Raw genomic sequence first — 20134 nt, forward strand, 5'->3', positions numbered from 1 at the left:
CGCTTAGCGGTCTTCCAGGGCGGCCACGCCGGGGAGCACTTTGCCTTCCAACATCTCCAGTGAAGCGCCGCCGCCGGTGCTCAAGTGGGTGATTTTGTCGGCCAGGCCGCTCTGATGAATCGCCGCCACCGAATCGCCGCCGCCCACAATGCTCACAGCGCCGCTTTCGGCCACCGCTTTGGCAATGCCGAAAGTGCCTTCCGCAAACGGCGGCAGTTCGAACACGCCCATCGGCCCGTTCCACACCACCGTGTGCGCCGTGCGGATGACTTCCCCAAAAGCGCGCACAGTCTCAGGGCCGATATCCAGCACCCGCCACCCGGCAGGCACATCGCCCACCGGCATGGTTTTGCGGTTGGCGTCGGCGGCAAAGGCATCGGCAAGCACCACATCCACCGGCAGGTGCAGTTTGCCGCCCGCTTCGGCCAGCAGGGCTTTAGCGGTCTCGATAGCGTCGGCTTCCACCAGCGAATCGCCCATCGCAAAGCCCTGGGCGGCGAAAAAGGTGTTCGCCATGCCGCCGCCAATGAGAATGGCATCGGCCTTGCCGAGCAAATTGCGAATGACGCCGATTTTGTCGCTGATTTTCGCCCCGCCCAAAATGGCGACAAACGGCCGCTCCGGGGCTTCCAGCGCCTGGCCGAGGTAGCGGAGTTCCTTTTCCATCAGGAAACCGGCCACCGCGGGCAAATAGTGCGCCACGCCCACGGTAGAAGCGTGCGCCCGGTGTGCCGAGCCAAAGGCGTCGTTGACGAAAAGGTCACAGTCGGCCGCCAGTTGGCGGGCAAATTCGGGGTCGTTTTTCTTTTCTTCGGGATGGAAGCGGGTGTTTTCCAGCAGCAGCACGCCGCCAGGCTGCAAGACAGCCTTGGCCGACACCGCCGGCGCGCCCACGCAATCTTCGGCAAAGGCCACCGGCAATCCCAGCAGGTCGCTCAGGTGGGAAGCTACCGGCCGCAGGGAAAGTTCCGGCACCCGCTTGCCTTTTGGCCGCCCGAGGTGCGACATCAGCACCACGGCGGCGCCGTTTTGCAACAGATACTCGATGGTGGGAATCGCTGCCCGAATGCGGGTGTCGTCGGCCACCTGCCCTTCTTTCAGGGGCACATTGAAATCAACCCGCACGAGCACTTTCTTCCCGGCCACCTCAACATCGCGGACGGTTTTCTTGTTGAACATGGTTGCCTCCATAGTCTTCGACAAGGGACTCGCTACCTTCATTCTACCGCGTTCTTGCAACCTTCCCCCAACAAAATCTTTTCGGGTTATACTTGGCACCAGCCTTTCAACAGGGCCCTTTTGCTCATGAGCCAAAAACACCTCCGCCTGCCTTACATGCCCGGCCTGGACGGCTTGCGCGCCGTGGCCGTGCTCGCCGTGATGGCTTACCACGCTAACCTGCCGCTGAGCGATGGCGGCTTCCTGGGCGTGGAAGTCTTTTTCGTGCTTTCCGGCTACCTCATCACTTCGCTGCTGCTGCTGGACTGGCTGGACGATGGCAGGCTGAACTACGGCAATTTCTGGCTGCGGCGCGCCCGACGCCTGCTTCCGGCGCTGTGGCTGCTTCTGCTGCTGGTGCCCGTCATGGCGCGCCTGGTCGCCCCCGACGCCCTCTTCCGCCTGCGGGAAGACGTCCCCGCCGCGCTGGCCTATGTCACCAACTGGGTTTACATCCTCCGCAAGATTTCCTACTTCGAGCAGTTTGGCCGCCCGCCGTTGCTGCGGCACCTATGGTCGCTGGCAGTGGAAGAGCAGTTTTACCTCACCTGGCCGCTCATCTTCACCGCGCTGATGGCCGCGGGCGGCGACTTCCGACGCCCCAAACGCCTGTTGAAGCGCTTTACCCTCGCTGCAGTGGTGCTGGCGCTGGCCTCGGCTGCGTGGCGCGCTTACCTTTATGTGCCCTACACCGACCCTTCGCGCCCCTACTACGGCACCGACACGCGGGCCGCGGCCATCCTTTTCGGGGCAGCCTTTGCCGCGCTCTGGCGTCCCCACCACGTGCGGGAAAACGCCGCCCTGCGCGCCCGCAGCCGCCGCTGGGCCGAAATACTCGGCTGGGGCGGCCTGGCCGGCCTGCTGGTCATCTTTGCCCGCGTCAACGATTACACCCCCTTCCTCTACTACGGCGGCTTTCTGCTGGTAGACGCTGCCACGCTGGCCGTCGTTTTCGCCGTCGCCCACCCCGACACCACCTTCGGAAAACTGCTCGGGCACCCTGTGCCGCGCTGGGTAGGGCTGCGAAGTTACGGCATCTACATCTGGCACTGGCCGATTTTCGCCGTGCTGCGCCCCGGCGAAGACTGGCAGGTTCCCCTCGCCGCGGCGGTCGTGGTGCAGTTCGCCCTCACCTTCGCCGTGGCCGAAGCCAGTTACCGCTGGCTGGAACACCCCATCCGCAAGCAGGGCTTCAAGGCCTGGTGGGGCAGTCTGCGCCGCCGGTGGGCGCAGCGGCCTTCGCTCGCCCCGCTGACCGTGGGCGTTTTTCTCGCCCTGCTGGCGGCCAACGTGCAGGGGCTGGTGCAAGCCAAACCAGCGCCCTTGCCGGAAGCCGCCGCAAGCGCGGCCCCTACGGCTTTTCCCACCCCCACAGCCTTCCCCAGCCCTACAACCACGCCCCGCCCCGCCACCGCCGTGGCCGCCGCCCTTCCCACAGCCGCTGCCACCGCCTTCCCCAGCCCCGTTGCCACGGCTTTCCCCACCCCGCACCCCGGCCCAAGCCTCACCATCATCGGCGATTCGGTGCTGCAATCAGCCGTCACCTTCAAATTCTGGCAGGCCTGGGGCAAGCAGGTGGTCGTGGACGCCAAACCCGGCCGCAAGATGAGCGACCTCGCCACCCTCATCCCCGAACTGGCCGCCAAAGGCCAACTGGCGCCCGTGGTCGTCATCCATCTGGGCACCAACTACCCCTTTGCCCCGGAAACCTTAGACGACGCCATGAAAACCCTGCTCGCCCACAGCGTCACCACCGTGTTTTTCGTCAACATCCGCCGCCCCGTGCGCTGGGAAGATTTCGTCAACAAACGCATCGAAGAAGGCGTCGCCCGCTGGCCGCAGGCGTACCTGATTGACTGGCACGCCCTGGCGCTGCAACACCCCGAATGGTTTGTGGAAGACCACATCCACCTGCGCTATTACGGCACGCAGGCCTATGTAAACTTCATCATGGCGCAGGTCGGCAAAGTGCTGGGGAAGCCCATCCCCACAGCCACGCCCGCGCCCTGACGAAAAACGGCGCTTCCCGTGACGGAAAGCGCCGTGTAACCCATCGGAAGGCGGGATGGCGTCCCGCCCTACTTAACCTGAGTCGCGGATAAGTGCGTTTCGTGCTTCGACTTCGCCCCCGTTGGTCGCTCCGCTCAGCACGAAACGCTACCAGAGACATTATCCGAAACTGAGGCTACTTGCAGACTTACGGCATCGGCAGGGCTTCCAGTTGCTCCACCCAGCGGCGGATGAGGCCAAAGCCGCCTTCCCAAAACGCCGCCTGGGTGACATCCACACCGGCTTCCTGCAGAATCTGCATCGGCGGTTTCGAGCCGCCCGCGGCGAGCAGGTCCAGATAGCGGGGGATGAACGCCTCGCCTTCCTCTTGGTAACGCTGGTAAAGCGAGAGCACCAGTAACTGCCCGAAGGCATAAGCATACACATAGAACGGCGCGTGGTAAATGTGCGGGATGGAAACCCACTCCCAGCGGAATTCGTCGCCGATTTCCACCGCATCGCCGAACTGGTCGCGCAGGTTTTCCATGTAGGCGTCGGCCAGGGCGTTGACCGACGCGCCCTGCTGCACCATATCGTGCGCCTGCTTCTCAAACATGGCAAAATAAGCCTGCCGCATGATGGTGGCGTAGTTGTCATCCACCTGGCGGAAGAGCAGGTCGCGGCGCACGGCCTCGTCGGTTTCCTGCTCCAGCAACATATCCACCAGCAGCATCTCGCCAAAGGTGGAAGCCGTCTCGGCGAGGGGCAGGATGGCGTGCTGGGTAAAGGCGGTGTGGTGGGAAGCCAGCAGGGAATGCACCGCGTGGCCGAGTTCGTGGGCTAAGGTGGCAGCGTCGTCGGGACGCCCCTGATAACTGACCAGCACCCACGGCGTCAGGCCGGGTTCGATGGTGGAACAGAACGCTCCGCCGGTTTTACCCTTGCGTACTTCGCTATCCAGATGGTTTTCCGCCAGAATCTTCTCGGCGAGTTCCGCCATTTTGGGGTTGAAACGGCGATAAGCCGCCAGCACCATCTCCACCGCCTGGCCGAAGTCGTAGGTCTTGTCGGACTTCGCCACGGGGGCATAAATGTCGTAGCGGCGCAGGCGTTCCATGCCCAGCCAGCGCGCCTTCAGGCGGAAGAAGCGGCGGAAGACCTCGGCGTTTTCCCGCGCCACATCCAGCAGGGTGTCCACGACTTCATCGGGCAGGTGGTTGGCAAGGTTGCGCACCGCAATGGGGCTGGAAAACTTGCGCAGCACGACGTTTTCGTTGTACCAGTCGCGCACCACGTTCTGGTAAATCTGCCCCAGAATGGCGCCGTCGTTGCCGTAAACGCGATAGAGTTCCTGGTAGGCTGCGGCGCGCAGGTCGGGGTCATGATGGCGGGCATAGACCATCAGTTCGCCGCGGGTGAGTTCCTTCGTTTCGCCGTCCACTTCAATTTTGAAGGTGTAGCGGTTGGTGATGGCGCTGTAAAGGGTGATGAGCGCCATCGCACCGGTGGTGTCCTTCAGGTTGATGACCTTTTCTTCGGCCTCGGAAAGCGTGTGCGGGCGGTAAAGGCGCATCTTTTCCAGGTAATAGCGGTAATCACCGGAAGCCGCCATCAACCGCCCGGCGTTCTCGTCATCCAGTGCTTTCCACCAGAGGTCGAAGAACAGCAAGCGGTTCTGCAGGCCCGCCATGCGCTGCCGCACCTGGCCGAGCAGGTTCTGGGCTTCCTCATCCTGCGTATTTTCGGAAAAGCGCAGGTGGGCATAGCCGTAAATACGGTTGGCAAGGCGGTCAATGGCTTCCAGGCGCTGCAAGAGTTCGAGGAAAGCCTCGGTGGAAATGTCGGGGCGCAGGTCGGCGCGGCGGGCTTCTACCTCGGCCACCATCGCGTCCAGTTGGTCGAAAGCCGCTAAGGCGGCCTGGGGAGATTCAAACAGGTCGTTCAGGCTCCAACGGGTTTGGGTATAAGCGGTCATGGGTAATCTCCAGGGGGAAGTTGCAAGTTGCAGGGTGCAGGGTGCAGGGTGCAGGGTGCAGCGTTCAGCGGACGTTGAAACGGATGTGCAGAATGTCGCCGTCCTGGACGACGTAATCCTTGCCTTCCAGGCGGAGTTTGCCTTCCTTGCGGGCGGCGGCCATGCTGCCCAGGGCCATCAGGTCGTCGTAGGAAATCACCTCGGCGCGGATGAAGCCCTTTTGCAGGTCGGTGTGAATCACGCCCGCGGCTTCGGGGGCTTTCGCGCCGCGGCGCACCGTCCACGCCCGCACTTCGTCTTCGCCCACGGTGAAGAACGAAATCAGCCCCAGCAGTTCATACGAAAGGCGGATGACCCGATTCAGGCCGGGTTCCTCAATGCCATATTCGGCGAGGAACATCTCGGCATCGTCGGGCGGCAGTTGGGCAATTTCCATCTCCAGTTTGCCCATCAGCGAAGCCACCGCGCTGCGCTTGTGGGGGTAGTCCAGCGTCGGGGGTTCCTGGCCTTCGCCAAGGTTGAACAAAATCAGCAGCGGCTTGCGGGAAAGAAAGCCGAAACCGGCCAGCAGTTTTTCCTCGGCGGGGGTGAGTTCCACATCCCGCAGGGGGATTTCGGCGGAAAGGGCTTCGTGAAGTTTGTGGAACAGCGCCTGCTCCTGCTCCACCTGCTTGCGGTCGCGGGCGCTTTTCTTCCATTCCTCTTCCAGCCGCTCCAGTTTGCGCTCCACGGCAATCAGGTCGTTGAGCAGGAATTCGGCGTCCATCGCAGCCACATCGCGCAGCGGGTCCACGCTGCCCATGGGATGCGGCACGCTGTCGCTCTCGAAGCAGCGCACGACGTGCACCAGCCCGTCCATCTGGGTGAGTTGGTTGAGCAGCGGGCCGGAAATGTCGCCGCCGGCCTTGCCTTCCAGCCCGGCGATGTCGGCATAGGTGACTTTGGCGTAAATCGTACGGCGGGGGTTGAACATGGCCGAAAGGGCGTCCACCCGCGGGTCGGGGACGTCCACCACGGCAGTATGCACCTCAAAGCGCCCGCCGCTCATGGTGAGGGGGGCGTCGCCGCGGGTAAGGGCGTTGAAAACCGTGGTTTTCCCGCTCTGGGAAAGGCCGATAATGCCTAAGCGCATGGAAAGACTCCTGTGTTCAGTGAACGGTGCACGGTGTTCAGTGTAGTATGCACTGTGCACTGTGCACCGTGCACCATGCACCAAATATTGACCTTCGCCGCCAATCCGATTATACTTGACCGTGCGTGCCGAAGTGGCGGAATTGGCAGACGCGACGGACTCAAAATCCGTTGGGGCCTACACCCCGTGTGGGTTCGACTCCCACCTTCGGCACCAAAAAGGCGGCACACAGCCGCCTTTTTCTTTTTTAAGCCGCAACGCTTTGGCTGAGTCACTGCTCAGGTGGCCACAAGACAACGCAAAAAAAGCATCCACCGATTTCACAGATTAGCACAGATTGGCGTTGATTGAGCAAAAAACACCAAAATACCGCAGAGTATAGCGCTTACCTTCGTTCCTTGGCGCCCTTGGCGTCCCTCTCTGCGCCTCTGCGCTACCTAAAGCCCCAGGCGGGATTCGAACCCGCGACCCACCGCTTAGGAGGCGGTTGCTCTATCCCCTGAGCTACTGGGGCGCTCACCAGCGGCAGGAATTATACCATCGCGCGCCCAGAGGCACCCAAAAACATCAGCAAAAGCCGCTTGCAGCACATCCAGCACGGCTTCCCACGGCGGGGGGGGCTGCACCAGGTCGGCCAGGTTCGCCACAGCATAGCCGCGCAGGCCGCAGCCCACAATGCCCGCCCAGTGTGCGGGGTTAGTCGCGAGGTTGAGGGCAAAGCCGTGCTGCGAAATGCCGCGGGCATCCACTTTGACGCCAATGGCGGCGATCTTGCCGGGCGCGCCGTCGGGCAGGCGTACCCACACGCCCGTCATGCCCTCCATGCGGAAGCCCTTGACGCCAAAAGCAGCCAGGGTGCGGATGAGGACGGCTTCCAGACGGCGCAGGTAGCCGAGATAATCGTTTTCAGGAAGGCGAAACCGGCCCGCGCCCACCGGCAGAGGCTGCCCCAGCGGCAGCAGGGGGTAGCCCACAATCTGACCGGGGCCGTGGTAGGTCACATCGCCGCCGCGATCCACCCAGACCACCTCAATGCCCCGCCGCCGTGCGCCTTCCTCGCCCCACAGCAGATTGGCGGGGTCGCCGCGCCGCCCGAAGGTGAAGGTCGGCGGGTGGGAAAGCAGCAGCAAAGCGGGCGGGTGCTCTCCTACGGCAATGCGGGAAGCCAGCGCCCGCTGGCGCGCCCAGGCTTCCCGGTAAGGCACTTCGCCCCAGCGGTAGCAGCGGCAAACCCGCGGCGTCAACGCATCCCTCCGGCAAACAGCAGTCCCAGCACGAAGGGCAATGCGATGCCCAACGCCCACGAAATGAGAGAGAAAATGCCGAGATAGGCCAGAATCAGCCATACACCGCTGGGGCGGCCCGGGGTCGGACGCTTGCCCAACGCGAGGTCGTGCAGCAATTTCGGAGCAGTGCGCCGTGCGTGGGGACCATGCAGCCACAGCCAGCGGTCGTCCTCTCGCGGCAGCATGATGCGTTCCCCTTCAAAGGCCGCGAGCCAGCGCTGCCAGGCAGGGGAAAGCGCCAGCCACGCATCTTCGCCCAACACCACGGCGCCAAAAGTCTCCTCGGTGGGCGGCGCATCGGCCACGGTGCGCGCTACCACAGTAGGGCCTTCCCCCTCAACCTGCAACGCTTCCAGCCAGGGAGCATCGGGGGTAGCCGAGAGCGCCAGCACCCGAAAAGCCCGCACCCGCGCTTCGCTGCGGGCAGCATCGGCGCGGCGGTCTTCCCAAAGCAGGTGGGCATGGTAAACCAACACGGCAGCAGCCCAGAGGGTCATACCCAGGGCAAAGACAAAGCCGCGCCCGTGGAAAGGTGCGCCCAGCAGCGCCCGCAGCACCTCAAAGGTCGCGCCGGTGGCAAAGCCCATGGCGGCCATCAAAGCCACAAAGAGCACGAAGTAGAGGTAAGCGCGGCGCAAGAGGGTGCGGCGGGCGGTTTCATCAGCCTCGGCTTCGGCCTGCAAGGCACGCCAGGGCAGCGCCCACAGGGCCAGGCCAAAAACCGCCCAGGTGAAGCCGGCCGCCAGCCTGACGTGATCTTGCAAGGTCGCAAACCAGACGCCGGAAATGTAACTCAGCAAACTCACGACGCCGCCGCTGAGCACAAACAGCCCGGCCAGGGCAATCGTGCTGAGCATCAGGCGGTAGAGCGAGGCGCGGCGGGGGGCTTCCCAGGCGGAGGCAAAACGTGCCAGCCCGCGCTGCGCTGCCAGCCAGAGCGCCAGAGAAGGCACACCAGCCACCAAAGCCGTACGCGCCGGAGGGTACAGGCGATAGGCATCGCCGAGAAGCACGCTCAGCGCCCGCTGCACGGCCACCCCCACCGCAGCCACGGCGACAGCCAGACCGGCCAACGTCCACACGACCAGAAAACCGGCAATCACGGCCGACTGGCGGTCGCGCGGCCCGCTGAGGCTTTCCCGCCACCAGCGGACGCCCCACCCTACAACAATCAGCAGCCCTCCGGCTGCAAAAACGATCCCCTGCGCCACAAATTTGTTGAGCACCAGGGGGGCAAAGAGGTCGTCAGGGGGAGCAAAAACGCTGAGGAAATCATGCACTCCCAGCCAGAGCCACACCACGCCATAGGAAAGCCAGAGGTAGCGATACCAGCGGCGGGCGATGGCCGGGGCATCGGTCAGGCCGGCGCGCGTGTCTTCCCGCAAGACGAAGGCAAAGTATCCGCCCACCAGGCTATGAAGCACCAACACGGCCACGGCGCGCTGCCACGAAAGGCCGGGGAAGAGCGTCGTCCATTGCGGTAAGGGCAGCAGGCCCTCCAGCCCCCGGGCGAGCAACGCCGCGGCTGCATGAAAGGCGGGCCCCCACGCGAGGGCTAACGCGAGGTAAAGCGCCCCGGCGCGAACCGCGGCGTGGCGTTCTTCCTCACGGGCTGCTGCATCGCGCTGCGCCCACCGCCAGTGGAACACGAACACCGGCAAACCAATGATGAACGCCGCCAATGCCCCTGCCAGGTCTTCCGGGCGGGCCCAGAGCGCCCCCCGCAGCGCTTTGGTGGTCAGGGAAACCAGGCTCCACAGCCAGGCTTCCAACGCGGCCAATGCCGCACCATAGGTATACAAACGCCGTAAACTCGCCATCAGTCACCTCCTCGGGACGGCGGGCATTGGCCCTCAGGCCAGGGCGGCGAAAAAGGCCACAATTCCGGGGGCAGGCGTACAATTTTCCAGCGACCGCCTTCCCGCTGAAGCATCACTTGCTCCGTCGGCCCCCGGCCCTCCGAAAAGGGCCCGTCGTTGTAATACATCGTCAACGCAACCCAGGCACGGTCGCCCTGCTGGCGTGTCGCCCCCAGGGTCACATCCATGCGGGCTAAAGGCTCTACCCGCGTGCTAAAGTCATCCAACGAGGGTTTGCACGACATCTCCCCCAGGAAAGCATAGGCCACATCCGGCTCGCCGCGCCGCAGCGCCAACAGAAAATTATACACCACTGCCGAGGGCGTATCGTCGGTACGGTAAGCCGCCTGCTGCCGGCGCGTCAGGGCCACGGCCAACGCCGCAGCGGCCAGCAACGCCACACCACCTACCAACCCCCAGAAAAACCACCGCTCTGTGCGACTCATCGATGCGCGCATATCCACCTCCGTTGGGAAAGCACCAAACGCTGGCTCTATTGTAACCCGTAAAAAACCCTAACAAAAAAGCCCCGCCGAGGCGTGGCGGGGCTTTTTTGCAACGGCATTTCCAAGGAAGTGCTTAGCAGTCAAAACAGGTGGTCGGCACCGGTGTTGAAGGCTGCGTCGGCTGCGGGGTCGGCGTCGGCGTCGGCGGCACCGGCGTGGGCGTGGGCGAGGCCTTCGGCGTTGGCGTGGGCGTGGGGGTAGGCACGTTGAGCGAACTGCTCACCGAGCACCCGCCCGCGAAGTTCAACGTCACCCGGTAAGAGCCCGACAAAGGCGAAGGCACATTCCCAAACGCCGCGCTCCAGTAATAGTTCGCGCCGGCAGGGAAGGCCCGGTCTGTGCTGGCACTGGTCGGCGACGAGTAATCATTGCCGCGGTAGTAAGTGCTCCAGTTCCACTGGAAGTAATCAACATACGAGCCGGAAACGAAGGTGTTCCACGTCAACGACGAACTCAGCAAAGGCACACTGATGGGATTGTCGTTCCTGACCCGCATCCGAATTTGCGTTCCGCTGACATACAAGGAAGTCGAAACCGAAATCAGCGAGCAATTCGGCGTCGGTGTCGGCGTAGGCGTCGGGGTAATCGTCGGCGTGTTCGTCGGCGTAGGTGTCTTGGTTGGTGTAGGCGTCCTGGTAGGCGTCGGTGTATTCGAAGGCGTCGGCGTGATCGTCGGCGTCGGGGTAATGGTCGGCGAGGGAGTGATGGTCGGCGTGGGCGAAGGCGTCGGCGAAGGCTGGAAGATACTCGTTTCCACATCACAGCGATTATCAAAGGTCAAATGCACGCCCAACTCACCGTAAGGCGCAACGCTGCGCCAGCGGTCATCAAACCAACCTGCTCCCCACCACCACCAACCGCCATTGCCAATGGTGATGCCATTGTTGGTCTCAGTGGGCGAACTGTTATCCTGCCCGCTGAAGTAATTGTTGTTCAACGTGATCCAGCCAAGGAACACATCGGGGCGAGCGGCGTCCAGCGTCGGCCACCACACTTTGGTGTAAGTCAGGTGGATGGGCACCGGATTGTCATTCGTGACCCACGCTGTGAGCGTCGTGCCGTTCACCCGCAGATCTCTGATCGATATCAAGTTGCAATCCGGCGTTGGCGTCGGGGTGGGGGTAAGCGTTGCCGTCGGAGTGGGGGTGGCTGGGAAGTTCACCTGGAAATCTTGCTCAACCCAATCCGACCACAGGCCGCGCTGCGACGAATATGCTCGCGCCAACACCCGTGCCGTGCCGTTCGCATTATGCAGATGATCCCACCACGAGCTCCACATTTTGCCACACGTCGTATCGCCTTTGAAGAAGCAATAACGCTTGACGTACTCGGTATGGCTTTTCGCAAAACCATCTGGCAGTTCCAGTTTGAACTGCACCTTACTAATACCATCACCGTTGTCCGTGCCCACGAGAGGATCCCAGGCCACGGCCTCAAAGCGAGATTGGGCGCGGTCGTCGTCGGAATCCACCACCCAACCTGCTGGCGGCACCACGATTTCCACGTGAATGGGCGTAAAAACGTAACTACCGGTAAAGGAACAAGTCTGCCCTGTTTCCAAATGGAATTGCAAAGTGACGTTGTAATCCCCTTGTCTGAAGAGCGAGTTCTTGTCATATTTGTTGAAGTCCGCGATCCACGTTTCCTGTTCCCCTGGCCCGGTCTTAATCGGCGGGGAAGCCGTCGCAGCCGACGGCGGCGTCTTGTCATCTTTAGTCACATACTTCTCGCCCGCGTATTTGGCGTAATTGAAGTATTCCTTCGAATAGACCTTCGTCCACTCAATGGAAGCACCGTCAAAGTAAATGGGCACCGTATTGCCATTGAAGATGGTCATGCCCAATTTGCCATTACCAATCGTGCTGTCGCCCACCCGCAAGATGCCCACAGAGACCAAATCACAACTCGGCTCCGGTGTAGGCGTCGCGGTAGGGGTTGCCGTGGGAGAAGGTGTATTCGTTGCCGTGGGAGGAATAGGCGTCGGCGATGCGGTAGGCGTAGGCACGCGAATTTGCGGCGGCAGCCCCACCACCTTCGCCACGCGGAATTGCTCCAAAATGCCCGTGCGCTCCGCGTGAAGCCGCACAAAAGGCGCGATGTTGCTCATAATCGGTAAGATCACCGGATGGTTGAAGGTGACCGAAATCAACACACGCGTCGTCCCCAACGAGGGGTCGCCCGCGTCATCATGCGGCGAACAATAGTCATCAGGGTAGGGATGATACACAAAACCGGGGCGCGAGCTGCACACCGTGATATGGAAATAGCCCGGCTGGTCCTTCGTCGCCGTGTCGTTGCGCATAATGCCGGCGGCAACCCCTTTCACCACAGCCTTGATGCTTTGCACGCGCGCGGCATCAATTTCAGCATCTTTGCTCGCGCCATCGCACGGCGTGCCATCGCCATCCAAATCAGTGCAATAAGTGGGGTCGTACTCCCCCGTTTGCGCATAACGGACACCGTAGCGGGCAGCATTCTCGACCACCACATAAGCCTGAAAGAGACGCGCGACCTCGATCATGGCAAACAGCATCGTCAGCACCACTGGTAACAGCAGTGCAAACTCCAATGCCCCCTGTGCCTGTCGGCCACGACGGCCCCGCAAAAAACCCACAATCTTATCCATGCCAGCCTCCTCCTGCCCTTAGTGGGTCAGGCGGGTAAACAAGCGAGAAGCAATATCCTCGAAGACCCGGTCCAGTTTCGAGCCAGTAGGCGAGTAATAGTAGTTGCCGCACCACGCCGTGTAATCCGTAATGCCTGCGCAAGGATCGGTGCTGGGGTCACCATCGTCGCCCACCGCCGCAATATATCGCAACAGCGCGCCGCCCGCAGGCACCGTATCCGGCGACTGCACCTTGACCACCAACGGCCCCAGGCCAATGGAAAAGATCGCCGCCCCCTGCCCAGCGGTGGAACACCCCGCCGCGGGGTTTGCACTGCACGCCAGCCAATCGGCCATGTCGCGCGCATAATCGTCAGCGTCGTAGTTAGGATCAGGATAGACATGCCGGCTCGCGACACTGTTATCCCGGCAAAACGGGGGAGCGCCAAACGTCGAAGGCGGGCAAAAGCCAATGGGCAGGGAAGCCAACGCGTGCGCGTGGTCTCGCAAATCATCCCCCGGCGCCGGCAGCGTGGAATTTGCCGCCCCGTCAGTCAGCACGACCACAATCCAGAGCGCATTTTCACGGCCGCTGGTGCTCAGCAATTGCGCCGCCCAGTACAGCCCGCCACCGATGGCTGTGGTGGTGCAAGTCGAAGGATCATGGTACGAGGGATTACGGAAAAGCGGGCAATCCAGCCCTTGATAATTCCCATCGCCGTCATAGCGCCGACAGGGCCCCAGCTCATCCCCCTTCCCGGCCAGGTCATCCGCGCTGCATGTCCAGCCAGGGTCAAACACCTGCAAACTATCCAGAATGCCCACCGCATCGGTGTAATTGTACGTCCACGCCTGAGCCAGGGAAGTCGTGCCGCTCACTCCCGCCGGGAAATGCGGGCCCGTATCTCCTGTGCGCCAGCCATCTGCAAACGTCACAATCGCCAGGCGGTCTTGTTCCTTGGCCGGGGGCAGGTTTAAAATCCGCGAGGTGAAATTCTTCGCCGCGGCGCGCACCTCTTCAAAAGGATGACAACGATGCCCCGGATTACACTGCGAGGGGTCGCGCATAGGATTGCCCGCTGCGGCGTCATACGTCATCGACTCCGAAGTGTCGATCACCAGCACCACGTCCATCGACGCGGCTTCACCGACTGACACAGCCTTCAAACGTAAGGTGTTAATCCCAATAATTTGCAGGAATGCCGTCGGCATCTCTGCTTCCACATCAACTTCAACTTTCTTGCTGCGAGGAGGATTACACAAATAAGGGTCGCCCGGCTTGGTATCGCAAGTATTGACAGTAAACGCCGTCGGCGTAAAACCATTGGCTACCACCATTGAACGGGCAGCATCCGTCATCTCCGCAATGGTGCGGTTCTCGCGAAACTGTGCCGCGGCCGCCAGCGACGCCGCGTCCGCGGCCTGGCGCAAACGCCCCATCGCCAGCAAATACCGCCCCAGATCGACCGCCAAGCCGGTAAAGGCCAAAACCCCAACCAGGGCTACGGCCAGAATGACCATCATCTGTCCAACACGGGCTTGCTGCTTTTTGAACATAAGCCGAGCATCCTCAAGGCGCAGGGGTAGGGGTGGGTTCCGCCGATGTCAACGGCATGATTGCATAAGTGTAAATCAAGATGGGATCTGGGAGGAACGGCGTCACCCAGGGAAGTTTCAAGCGCTGGTGGTAATGATAGAACACTTCCACAATCACCAGCCCCGTATTGGGCGCGTTCAGATCCAACCTGCTGTTAATATCCGCATCGCTCAAACGCGAGGTGAAATGCCCATAAAGCGACCAGCCATTCGCATCGGGAAAGCGCGCCGTCACACCCACTCCCTGTTCCACCGATACCGCCGACACCACAATATCATCTGCCGCAGTATCAAGCACGATGCGCGGCCTTTCCTGCGCTAATTCCTGCAACAGTGCACAGGCCGTTTGACGGTAGAAATCGTGTGTCGTCTGGCAATTGGTGTCGTTATCGCGCACATAATAGTAACTGTCGCTCGAAAAGCGGGCAGCATTCCGCGTCGCGTCGATCAACGAGAGATAGTCCACCATCCAGAACCCCACTTCAATGAGCGCCGAAAAAATGATCAGCAAAATAGGGAAAAACAAAGCCGTTTCGACCAGGCTTTGTGCCCGTCGCTTGCGTCGCCGCTCTTGCGTGGGGAGGGCTTTCTGAGGAATTAAAGCCATGCAACACTCCAAAGCAAACCTAAACGCACATTCTGCCGCTACGTTACATTATACCCAACTTTTCCTAAACTGATTTTTTTCTTTTGTCCCCCAAAAGTACCAGCAGAGGGAATTCCCCCACGGCTCACTTTGTGCAAGGTATGCTGCGACGAAAAGCAAGGCCAAAGCGCGCCAGGCAAGCCCCTGTCTTCCGACAGTAACCGCCCTCTGCCCGGCACGCTGGCCCCAAACCCAAACCAAGCCCGCAGCAAACTCACGCGGGCGTGCGCGGGCGCAGGTCAAAAGCCTTCCCCTGCCACACGCCGCCCAGGGGCGCTGCTTGCAAAGCCATCACCCGTCCGTTGGCAAAATAAGGGAAGTCAAAGGTCAGCGGGTCACCAGCCTGCTTGCCAGGCACAGGCATCAAGCGCGCCGTCAACGGCTTGCGCAGGCGACGGGAAAGCGCAGCGACATCCCATAACACAGCCGCGAGTTGCGCCGGCGTGGTATCGCCGGGCAAAGGCACAGTATCGAGCCCTGTGCCACACACCGCGCTGTAAGCCAACAAATCCTTCACCGTCAACAGCCCCTCAGCCGTCCGCGCGGCCAGCACAGGGTCTTCCAGCACCGGCAGCATCAGGCCGTTGAACCCCGTGCGCGGGAAAGCCGCCCGGTCGAGGGCATCGGCCAGGAAAGCCGCCGCGGCCAGGGATCCCTGGGCGCCCAAAGCCGGCACGCCCAGGCGTTCCAACGCTGCCCCAATCGAAACGGCTTCCTCGGGAAACGGTGCGAGGGAGAAATCCAGCCCAAGAAAACGCGCACCATGTGCTGCCGCGCTGCGCGCGCTCAGATCGGCCAAGCGCCGGCCGTGGGCTTCCAGATGCTCTACCAACGCCGCACGCGCCGCGGGGGCGTCGGGGGCCTCGGCAAAAGCCGTCACCGCCAAATCGGCGGCTTCCAGCGCCAGCGCCACCAACACCTGCCCACGCGGCAACAGCGGGGGGGCATAAGCCGCAGGGAAAAATGGCGCCCCCGCAGGCACCGAGGCCAACGCGGCAAAGCGCAAATTGGCAAAGCCGTTAGGCTCCAGCGGCGCCAACTCGGCTATCGCCGCCGCGCAGGCCTGAACCGCCGCGGGTGTGATGCCATCTTCATCCGCCATCACGCCGCTGCAAAAAACTGCCGGAGCCTCAGCCAGCATCGCCGGCACCCAGCGATAGGTTTCGGGGCGGGAAGGCAACGCCGGTCCTAAAGACACATAATCCAGCCCGTACGCCTGGGCTGCCTCCCCCACTTGCCGGGCCAGCCCCACTGCCTCCACCTCATCGGCGGCCAGCAACGGGAACGGCGGCAACGCCCAACGGACCGTCTGCACGGTCTCATCCGCGGCTTCCAACGCCAGCCGCACCGTCGCGGCCACTTTCGCCGCGGTTGCCACATCTTCCAAATGCGAGAATACCGTCACCGCTCGAATTTGCATCAGCCTGCTCCTGCTCCTCAACTCAAGTTACGGATCATGGCCCTCGCAGCGTTTCGCGCTTCGACCACGATAACCTCGCCATCTCCACGCCCGGCGCTGAGAGGTCGCTCACCGCGCCTGCCGGGCTTCCCAGGCGCTCAGATAATGATGGTAACAACCCACATTCAAGCAAAAAATGGCCTTCAATCGCTCCCACGACCACAAAGGCCCCTGGGTGACCAGCGCTAACTGGCGGTAATAAGCCCGCAAATCGGGGTCTTGAATGTGCAACTGCCCTGTTTCCAGCGTCGCTACATAACCCGCCGGCACTAATCGCCTGAAATGCCCAATGCGAGAGGGAAACTGGGCGGGCAAACGCGCCAGAAACGGGTCGGCCAGGGCATAACGATCGACAATGATTTTATCCGTCCCGGCCCAATAGCCAAAATAACCAATATTGGAAGCCACAATCACGGTATGCGGCCCCTGCCGGAACTTCAACCCCTCTTCCGTCCAATCCGTCAGGGGGAAGGGACGGCCTGAGGTCGCAAAATGCCCATGCAAATACATGAACAAACTGGCTTCCTCGTAAAAGCCCCGCTCGTCCGAAATCCCCTTCCACATGCGAGGCTTGGTGTAAGGCAAGGGGGAATTGAGCGCCGTGTTGGGATAAAACACCACGTAAAGCGCCCCGACCGCCGCCAACACCAGCAGAGGCCGCCAGGTGGGCTGCCGGGAAGCCCACCAAACCACCAGCATCACCGCCCACAACACATCAAAAGCAGCAAAGCGCCCGGCCATAAAATCGCCCCCTACCCAGCCGATGTAGGCCAGGTGCAACACCATACCTGCACCGAGCAACCCAGGCACCACCACCTCAGCCCGATCGCGCACCTCACGATGCCGCCAAAGTTGCCACGCCGCCCATGCCGCCAGCCCCAAACCGCCCCCTAACAAAACCAGGCTGGCTGTATCCCACATGCCGAGGGCGACAAAATACTTGACCCCATCCTTCAGCAGCGCCCAGCGGGGGTAGCCAGGGGGCATTTTGGCATAAGCCGTATTCGGGAATGGCGTGCCATAATAAAACAGCGCAAAAAGAGCCCATGCCAAAACCGGGCTGAAGGCCACAACCCACGAGCGGAAGTGAAACCACCACGAAGCCCTGGAATGCATGCGCCACCAGACCCACACAGCCGCCGGCAACACCATCAAAGCCAAATCATAACGCGTCAGCACCACCAGCCCGCCCACAGCCAGCACCTGGAAAGCCCGCTTCGAGCGCGGCGTGCGTGCTTCCGCCCAGGCCCGCACCTGCCACGCAAACCACGCCAGCAAAGCATACGCCAGGGGAGATTCCAGCCCCGCCGTGGTGTAATCGAAAAACCCCTTACTGGCAACCAAAAGCAGCAAAAGCACAAAATACACACCCCCATCCCGACGCGCCCAGGCATACAGCACGACCAAGAGCGCCGCATCCACCACCAGCGCAACGCCCAAGGCATTGAGAAAAACATGGGGCGAGACCAGACGAGGGAGCAGTAAAAGGAAGAACCACAGCGGGCTGGTAAACACCTGCACCCGCTCGTGGGGGTTCCACCGCAAGCCGTGCCCCGCCATGACCTGCTCTAAAGTGCGGAAGGTGATGTACCCATCATCGCAAACCCACGCAATGCGCAACACCAGTGCCAAAAACGCGATCGCCCCCACCACCGCCAGCAGACGCTTCGCGTACCGGATGCCCTTGTCGCCAAGCCAGGCTTGTCTCGCCTCAGAGCGTTGTTGCAGCATCATCCTCTCCCAGCCAAGGTTCAAGTTCCCCATATTATCCCACAAAACCGCCCAAAAGCAGCCGCTTTTCTCGCTCGCCTGCACTTGCCACACGCCTGCGGGCGCGCTATAATCCTCTTCGCCCGCAAGGGCCGGTTGTGAGGATCCTGCTTTGGGACGAGGTGCATTATGCCGGTTTACACTTACCGCTGCGACGTTTGTGGTTTTACTTTCGATCAACGCCTGGGCTTCAACGACCCCCAGCCTTCCCGCTGCCCGGAATGCGGGGCAGAGGCGTTGCATCGCGTCTACAAACCGGTAGGCATTGTGTTCAAAGGGTCGGGCTTCTACGCAACCGACCATCGTTCCCCCTCGGGCACCCAGGGCAACGGGAACGGCAAATCGGCCGACAGCCCTGCCGCTGCTGAAAGCAAAACCGAAACCAAGGCCTCGGAAAGCAAGCCCGCGGCTTCCACAACCGAAAAGAAAAGCACCACGCCTGCGGCGTCCAAAACCACCTGAGGACAGCATGGTATAATCCGCCGCATGGCTAAGAAACAACTCCCCCCCTCCAACTCACAACCTCTGGTCGTCAGCGCTTTTTATATCCTCATCGTGGTCGCCTTTGCGGCAGGGCTGTTCGCGGGCTTCCTGGTCTGGGGCACAGGGCACACGCAAGCCGCGGCCCAAACCCAAAACCAGGCCCCCCAAGCCGCAGCCCAGGCTACGCAGGGGGAACCCAAACGCTACGACGTCTCCACCGATGACGACCCCGCGCTGGGGCCTGCCACTGCTCCTGTCACCATCATCGAATTTTCCGACTACCAGTGCCCCTACTGCCGCCAGTGGGCTGAGCAGGTCGAAGGCGAGCTGATCAAAACCTACGGCGACAAAATCCGCATTGTCTATCGTGATTTCCCATTGACGCAAATTCATCCCGAGGCACTGCCCGCTGCCGAGGCCGCCGACTGCGCCGGCGAACAGGGCAAATACTGGGAATACCACGATGCGCTCTTCAAGCAATCGAAAGGGCTGGGACAAGAAGCCTACCTGGCTTATGCCAAGGAACTGGGGCTAAACATCGACCAGTTCCAGCAATGCATCCAGGAACACCGCTACCGCGATGAAGTGCAGGCCGACGCCCAATACGCGGCACAATTAGGTGTGCGCTCGACCCCCACGTTCTTCATCAACGGCATTCCGGTGGTGGGTGCGCAACCGTTCAGCGTGTTCAAACAAATCATCGACCAGGAACTCGCCGCCCAGCAGTAACCTCCCTTCACTCCCGACCAAAACACAAAACACGCCCCGCCATGTGCGGGGCGTGTTGACGTCTTGGTGTGGTGCCCTCTCAAGGCGACGACGCCGAAAGCGCCTCATACGCCGCCGTCAACGTTGCCCATTCGCCCAGCGAAAGGGTCTCCGCCCGGCGGCGAGGGTCAATGGCCGCCGCTTCCAACAACACCAAAGCCTGCGCCGTCGGCCAGCCCAGGCCTGCCGCGAGGGCATTCCGCAACGTTTTGCGACGCTGAGCAAAACCGGCTTTCGCCAGCCGGAAAAAAGCATCTAACTGGGCTTCCGGCACCCTGGGCGAGGTCACATCCACCCGCACCACCGCCGAATCCACCTGGGGGCGGGGGTAAAACGCGCCGGCAGGCAAGCGCGCCGCCAACCGGGCTTCCCCAAACACCTGCACGCTCAGCGCCAGCAGGCTCATGTGCGGCGGCTGCGCGGTAATGCGCTCGGCAACCTCCCGCTGCACCGTCAGCACCAGCCGCTCGGGGCGTGTGCGCGCGGCTAACAAATGGCGGATAACCGCCGAGGTGATGTAATAAGGGATATTCGCCACCACTTTGTAGGCACCGCGGCCCATCAACGCGGCGATGTCTTGCTGCAGAATGTCGCCAAACACCAGCGTGACCTGGGGGTAAGGCCGCAGCACGGCCTCCAGGGCAGGCCGCAGGCGCTCGTCCAGTTCCACCGCCACCACCCGCCGCGCTCGCTCGGCCAACAACACGGTCAGGCTGCCCACACCAGGGCCAATTTCCAGCACCGCATCGTCGGGGGCAAGGTCGGCGGCTTCCACCACCCGCGCCAGACCGCCCGGGCTGACCAGAAAGTTCTGCCCCAGGCGTCGGTCAGGCCGCAGGCCG

The 20134-nt window shown here is 62.0% G+C and carries 14 protein-coding genes, 2 tRNA genes and 3 pseudogenes; 4 read left to right on the forward strand and 15 right to left on the reverse strand.

The window, feature by feature from the left end; genetic code table 11:
- Positions 1-3: 3 nt before the first annotated feature.
- Positions 4-1179 (reverse strand): phosphoglycerate kinase, encoded by a 1176-nt coding sequence (locus ENJ54_05880; GenBank protein ID HFC09365.1) that lies wholly within the window; start codon positions 1177-1179, stop codon positions 4-6.
- Positions 1180-1305: 126 nt separating this feature from the next.
- Here ENJ54_05880 and ENJ54_05885 point away from each other — a divergent pair, with 126 nt between their 5' ends.
- Positions 1306-3228 carry an acyltransferase gene (locus tag ENJ54_05885; protein ID HFC09366.1) on the forward strand — a complete coding sequence of 641 codons (1923 nt, stop codon included), beginning with the start codon at positions 1306-1308 and terminating at the stop codon, positions 3226-3228.
- Between the two features lie 187 nt (positions 3229-3415).
- On the opposite strand, the gene ENJ54_05890 is transcribed toward ENJ54_05885, so the two are convergent.
- A complete protein-coding gene (locus ENJ54_05890; GenBank protein HFC09367.1) occupies positions 3416-5182 on the reverse strand; it encodes a M3 family oligoendopeptidase in 1767 nt (588 codons plus the stop codon).
- A gap of 64 nt (positions 5183-5246) precedes the next feature.
- Complete coding sequence (ychF, locus tag ENJ54_05895) at positions 5247-6314, reverse strand: redox-regulated ATPase YchF (protein HFC09368.1); 1068 nt, start codon at positions 6312-6314, stop codon at positions 5247-5249.
- Positions 6315-6441: 127 nt separating this feature from the next.
- On the opposite strand from ychF, the gene ENJ54_05900 reads away from it, so the two are divergent.
- Positions 6442-6530, forward strand: a tRNA-Leu gene (locus tag ENJ54_05900).
- 225 nt (positions 6531-6755) lie between these two features.
- Here the strand turns inward: ENJ54_05900 and ENJ54_05905 are convergent.
- The 11 genes and pseudogenes from ENJ54_05905 to ENJ54_05955 form a co-directional block, all read right to left on the reverse strand.
- Positions 6756-6828 (reverse strand) — tRNA-Arg (locus tag ENJ54_05905).
- Complete coding sequence (lipB, locus tag ENJ54_05910) at positions 6791-7660, reverse strand: lipoyl(octanoyl) transferase (GenBank protein ID HFC09369.1); 870 nt, start codon at positions 7658-7660, stop codon at positions 6791-6793. Before lipB ends, ENJ54_05905 begins: the two co-directional genes overlap by 38 nt.
- Entirely contained in the window at positions 7555-9420 is a 1866-nt protein-coding gene (locus tag ENJ54_05915) for a hypothetical protein (protein ID HFC09370.1), read from the reverse strand. Before ENJ54_05915 ends, lipB begins: the two co-directional genes overlap by 106 nt.
- Entirely contained in the window at positions 9420-9917 is a 498-nt protein-coding gene (locus tag ENJ54_05920) for a hypothetical protein (protein ID HFC09371.1), read from the reverse strand. The genes ENJ54_05915 and ENJ54_05920 overlap by 1 nt, the downstream gene beginning before the upstream one ends.
- 139 nt (positions 9918-10056) lie before the next feature.
- Positions 10057-10248: pseudogene (locus ENJ54_05925) on the reverse strand (hypothetical protein).
- A gap of 270 nt (positions 10249-10518) precedes the next feature.
- Positions 10519-10701 (reverse strand): annotated as a pseudogene (locus ENJ54_05930) (hypothetical protein).
- A 1716-nt stretch (positions 10702-12417) separates the two neighbouring features.
- Positions 12418-12591, reverse strand: a pseudogene (locus ENJ54_05935) (pilus assembly protein).
- A gap of 18 nt (positions 12592-12609) precedes the next feature.
- On the reverse strand, positions 12610-14127 hold the full coding sequence (locus tag ENJ54_05940) for a VWA domain-containing protein (protein HFC09372.1): 1518 nt from the start codon (positions 14125-14127) through the stop codon (positions 12610-12612).
- A gap of 13 nt (positions 14128-14140) precedes the next feature.
- A complete protein-coding gene (locus ENJ54_05945; GenBank protein ID HFC09373.1) occupies positions 14141-14773 on the reverse strand; it encodes a pilus assembly protein in 633 nt (210 codons plus the stop codon).
- 253 nt (positions 14774-15026) lie between these two features.
- Entirely contained in the window at positions 15027-16232 is a 1206-nt protein-coding gene (locus ENJ54_05950; GenBank protein HFC09374.1) for a DUF711 family protein, read from the reverse strand.
- A 108-nt stretch (positions 16233-16340) separates the two neighbouring features.
- Positions 16341-18002, reverse strand: coding sequence for a hypothetical protein (locus tag ENJ54_05955; protein ID HFC09375.1), 1662 nt, complete (start codon positions 18000-18002; stop codon positions 16341-16343).
- A gap of 168 nt (positions 18003-18170) precedes the next feature.
- Between ENJ54_05955 and ENJ54_05960 the strand changes: the two genes are divergently transcribed.
- Together ENJ54_05960 and ENJ54_05965 are read left to right on the forward strand one after the other, a co-directional pair.
- Positions 18171-18503: a zinc ribbon domain-containing protein gene (locus tag ENJ54_05960; protein ID HFC09376.1), complete on the forward strand. Its 333-nt coding sequence runs from the start codon at positions 18171-18173 to the stop codon at positions 18501-18503.
- Positions 18504-18527: 24 nt separating this feature from the next.
- On the forward strand, positions 18528-19253 hold the full coding sequence (locus tag ENJ54_05965; GenBank protein ID HFC09377.1) for a DsbA family protein: 726 nt from the start codon (positions 18528-18530) through the stop codon (positions 19251-19253).
- 79 nt (positions 19254-19332) lie between these two features.
- On the opposite strand, the gene rsmA is transcribed toward ENJ54_05965, so the two are convergent.
- A complete protein-coding gene (gene rsmA, locus ENJ54_05970) occupies positions 19333-20130 on the reverse strand; it encodes a ribosomal RNA small subunit methyltransferase A (GenBank protein ID HFC09378.1) in 798 nt (265 codons plus the stop codon).
- Positions 20131-20134 lie beyond the last annotated feature (4 nt).

This window comes from Chloroflexota bacterium (assembly GCA_011322445.1).
Classification (GTDB): domain Bacteria; phylum Chloroflexota; class Anaerolineae; order Anaerolineales; family DRMV01; genus DRMV01.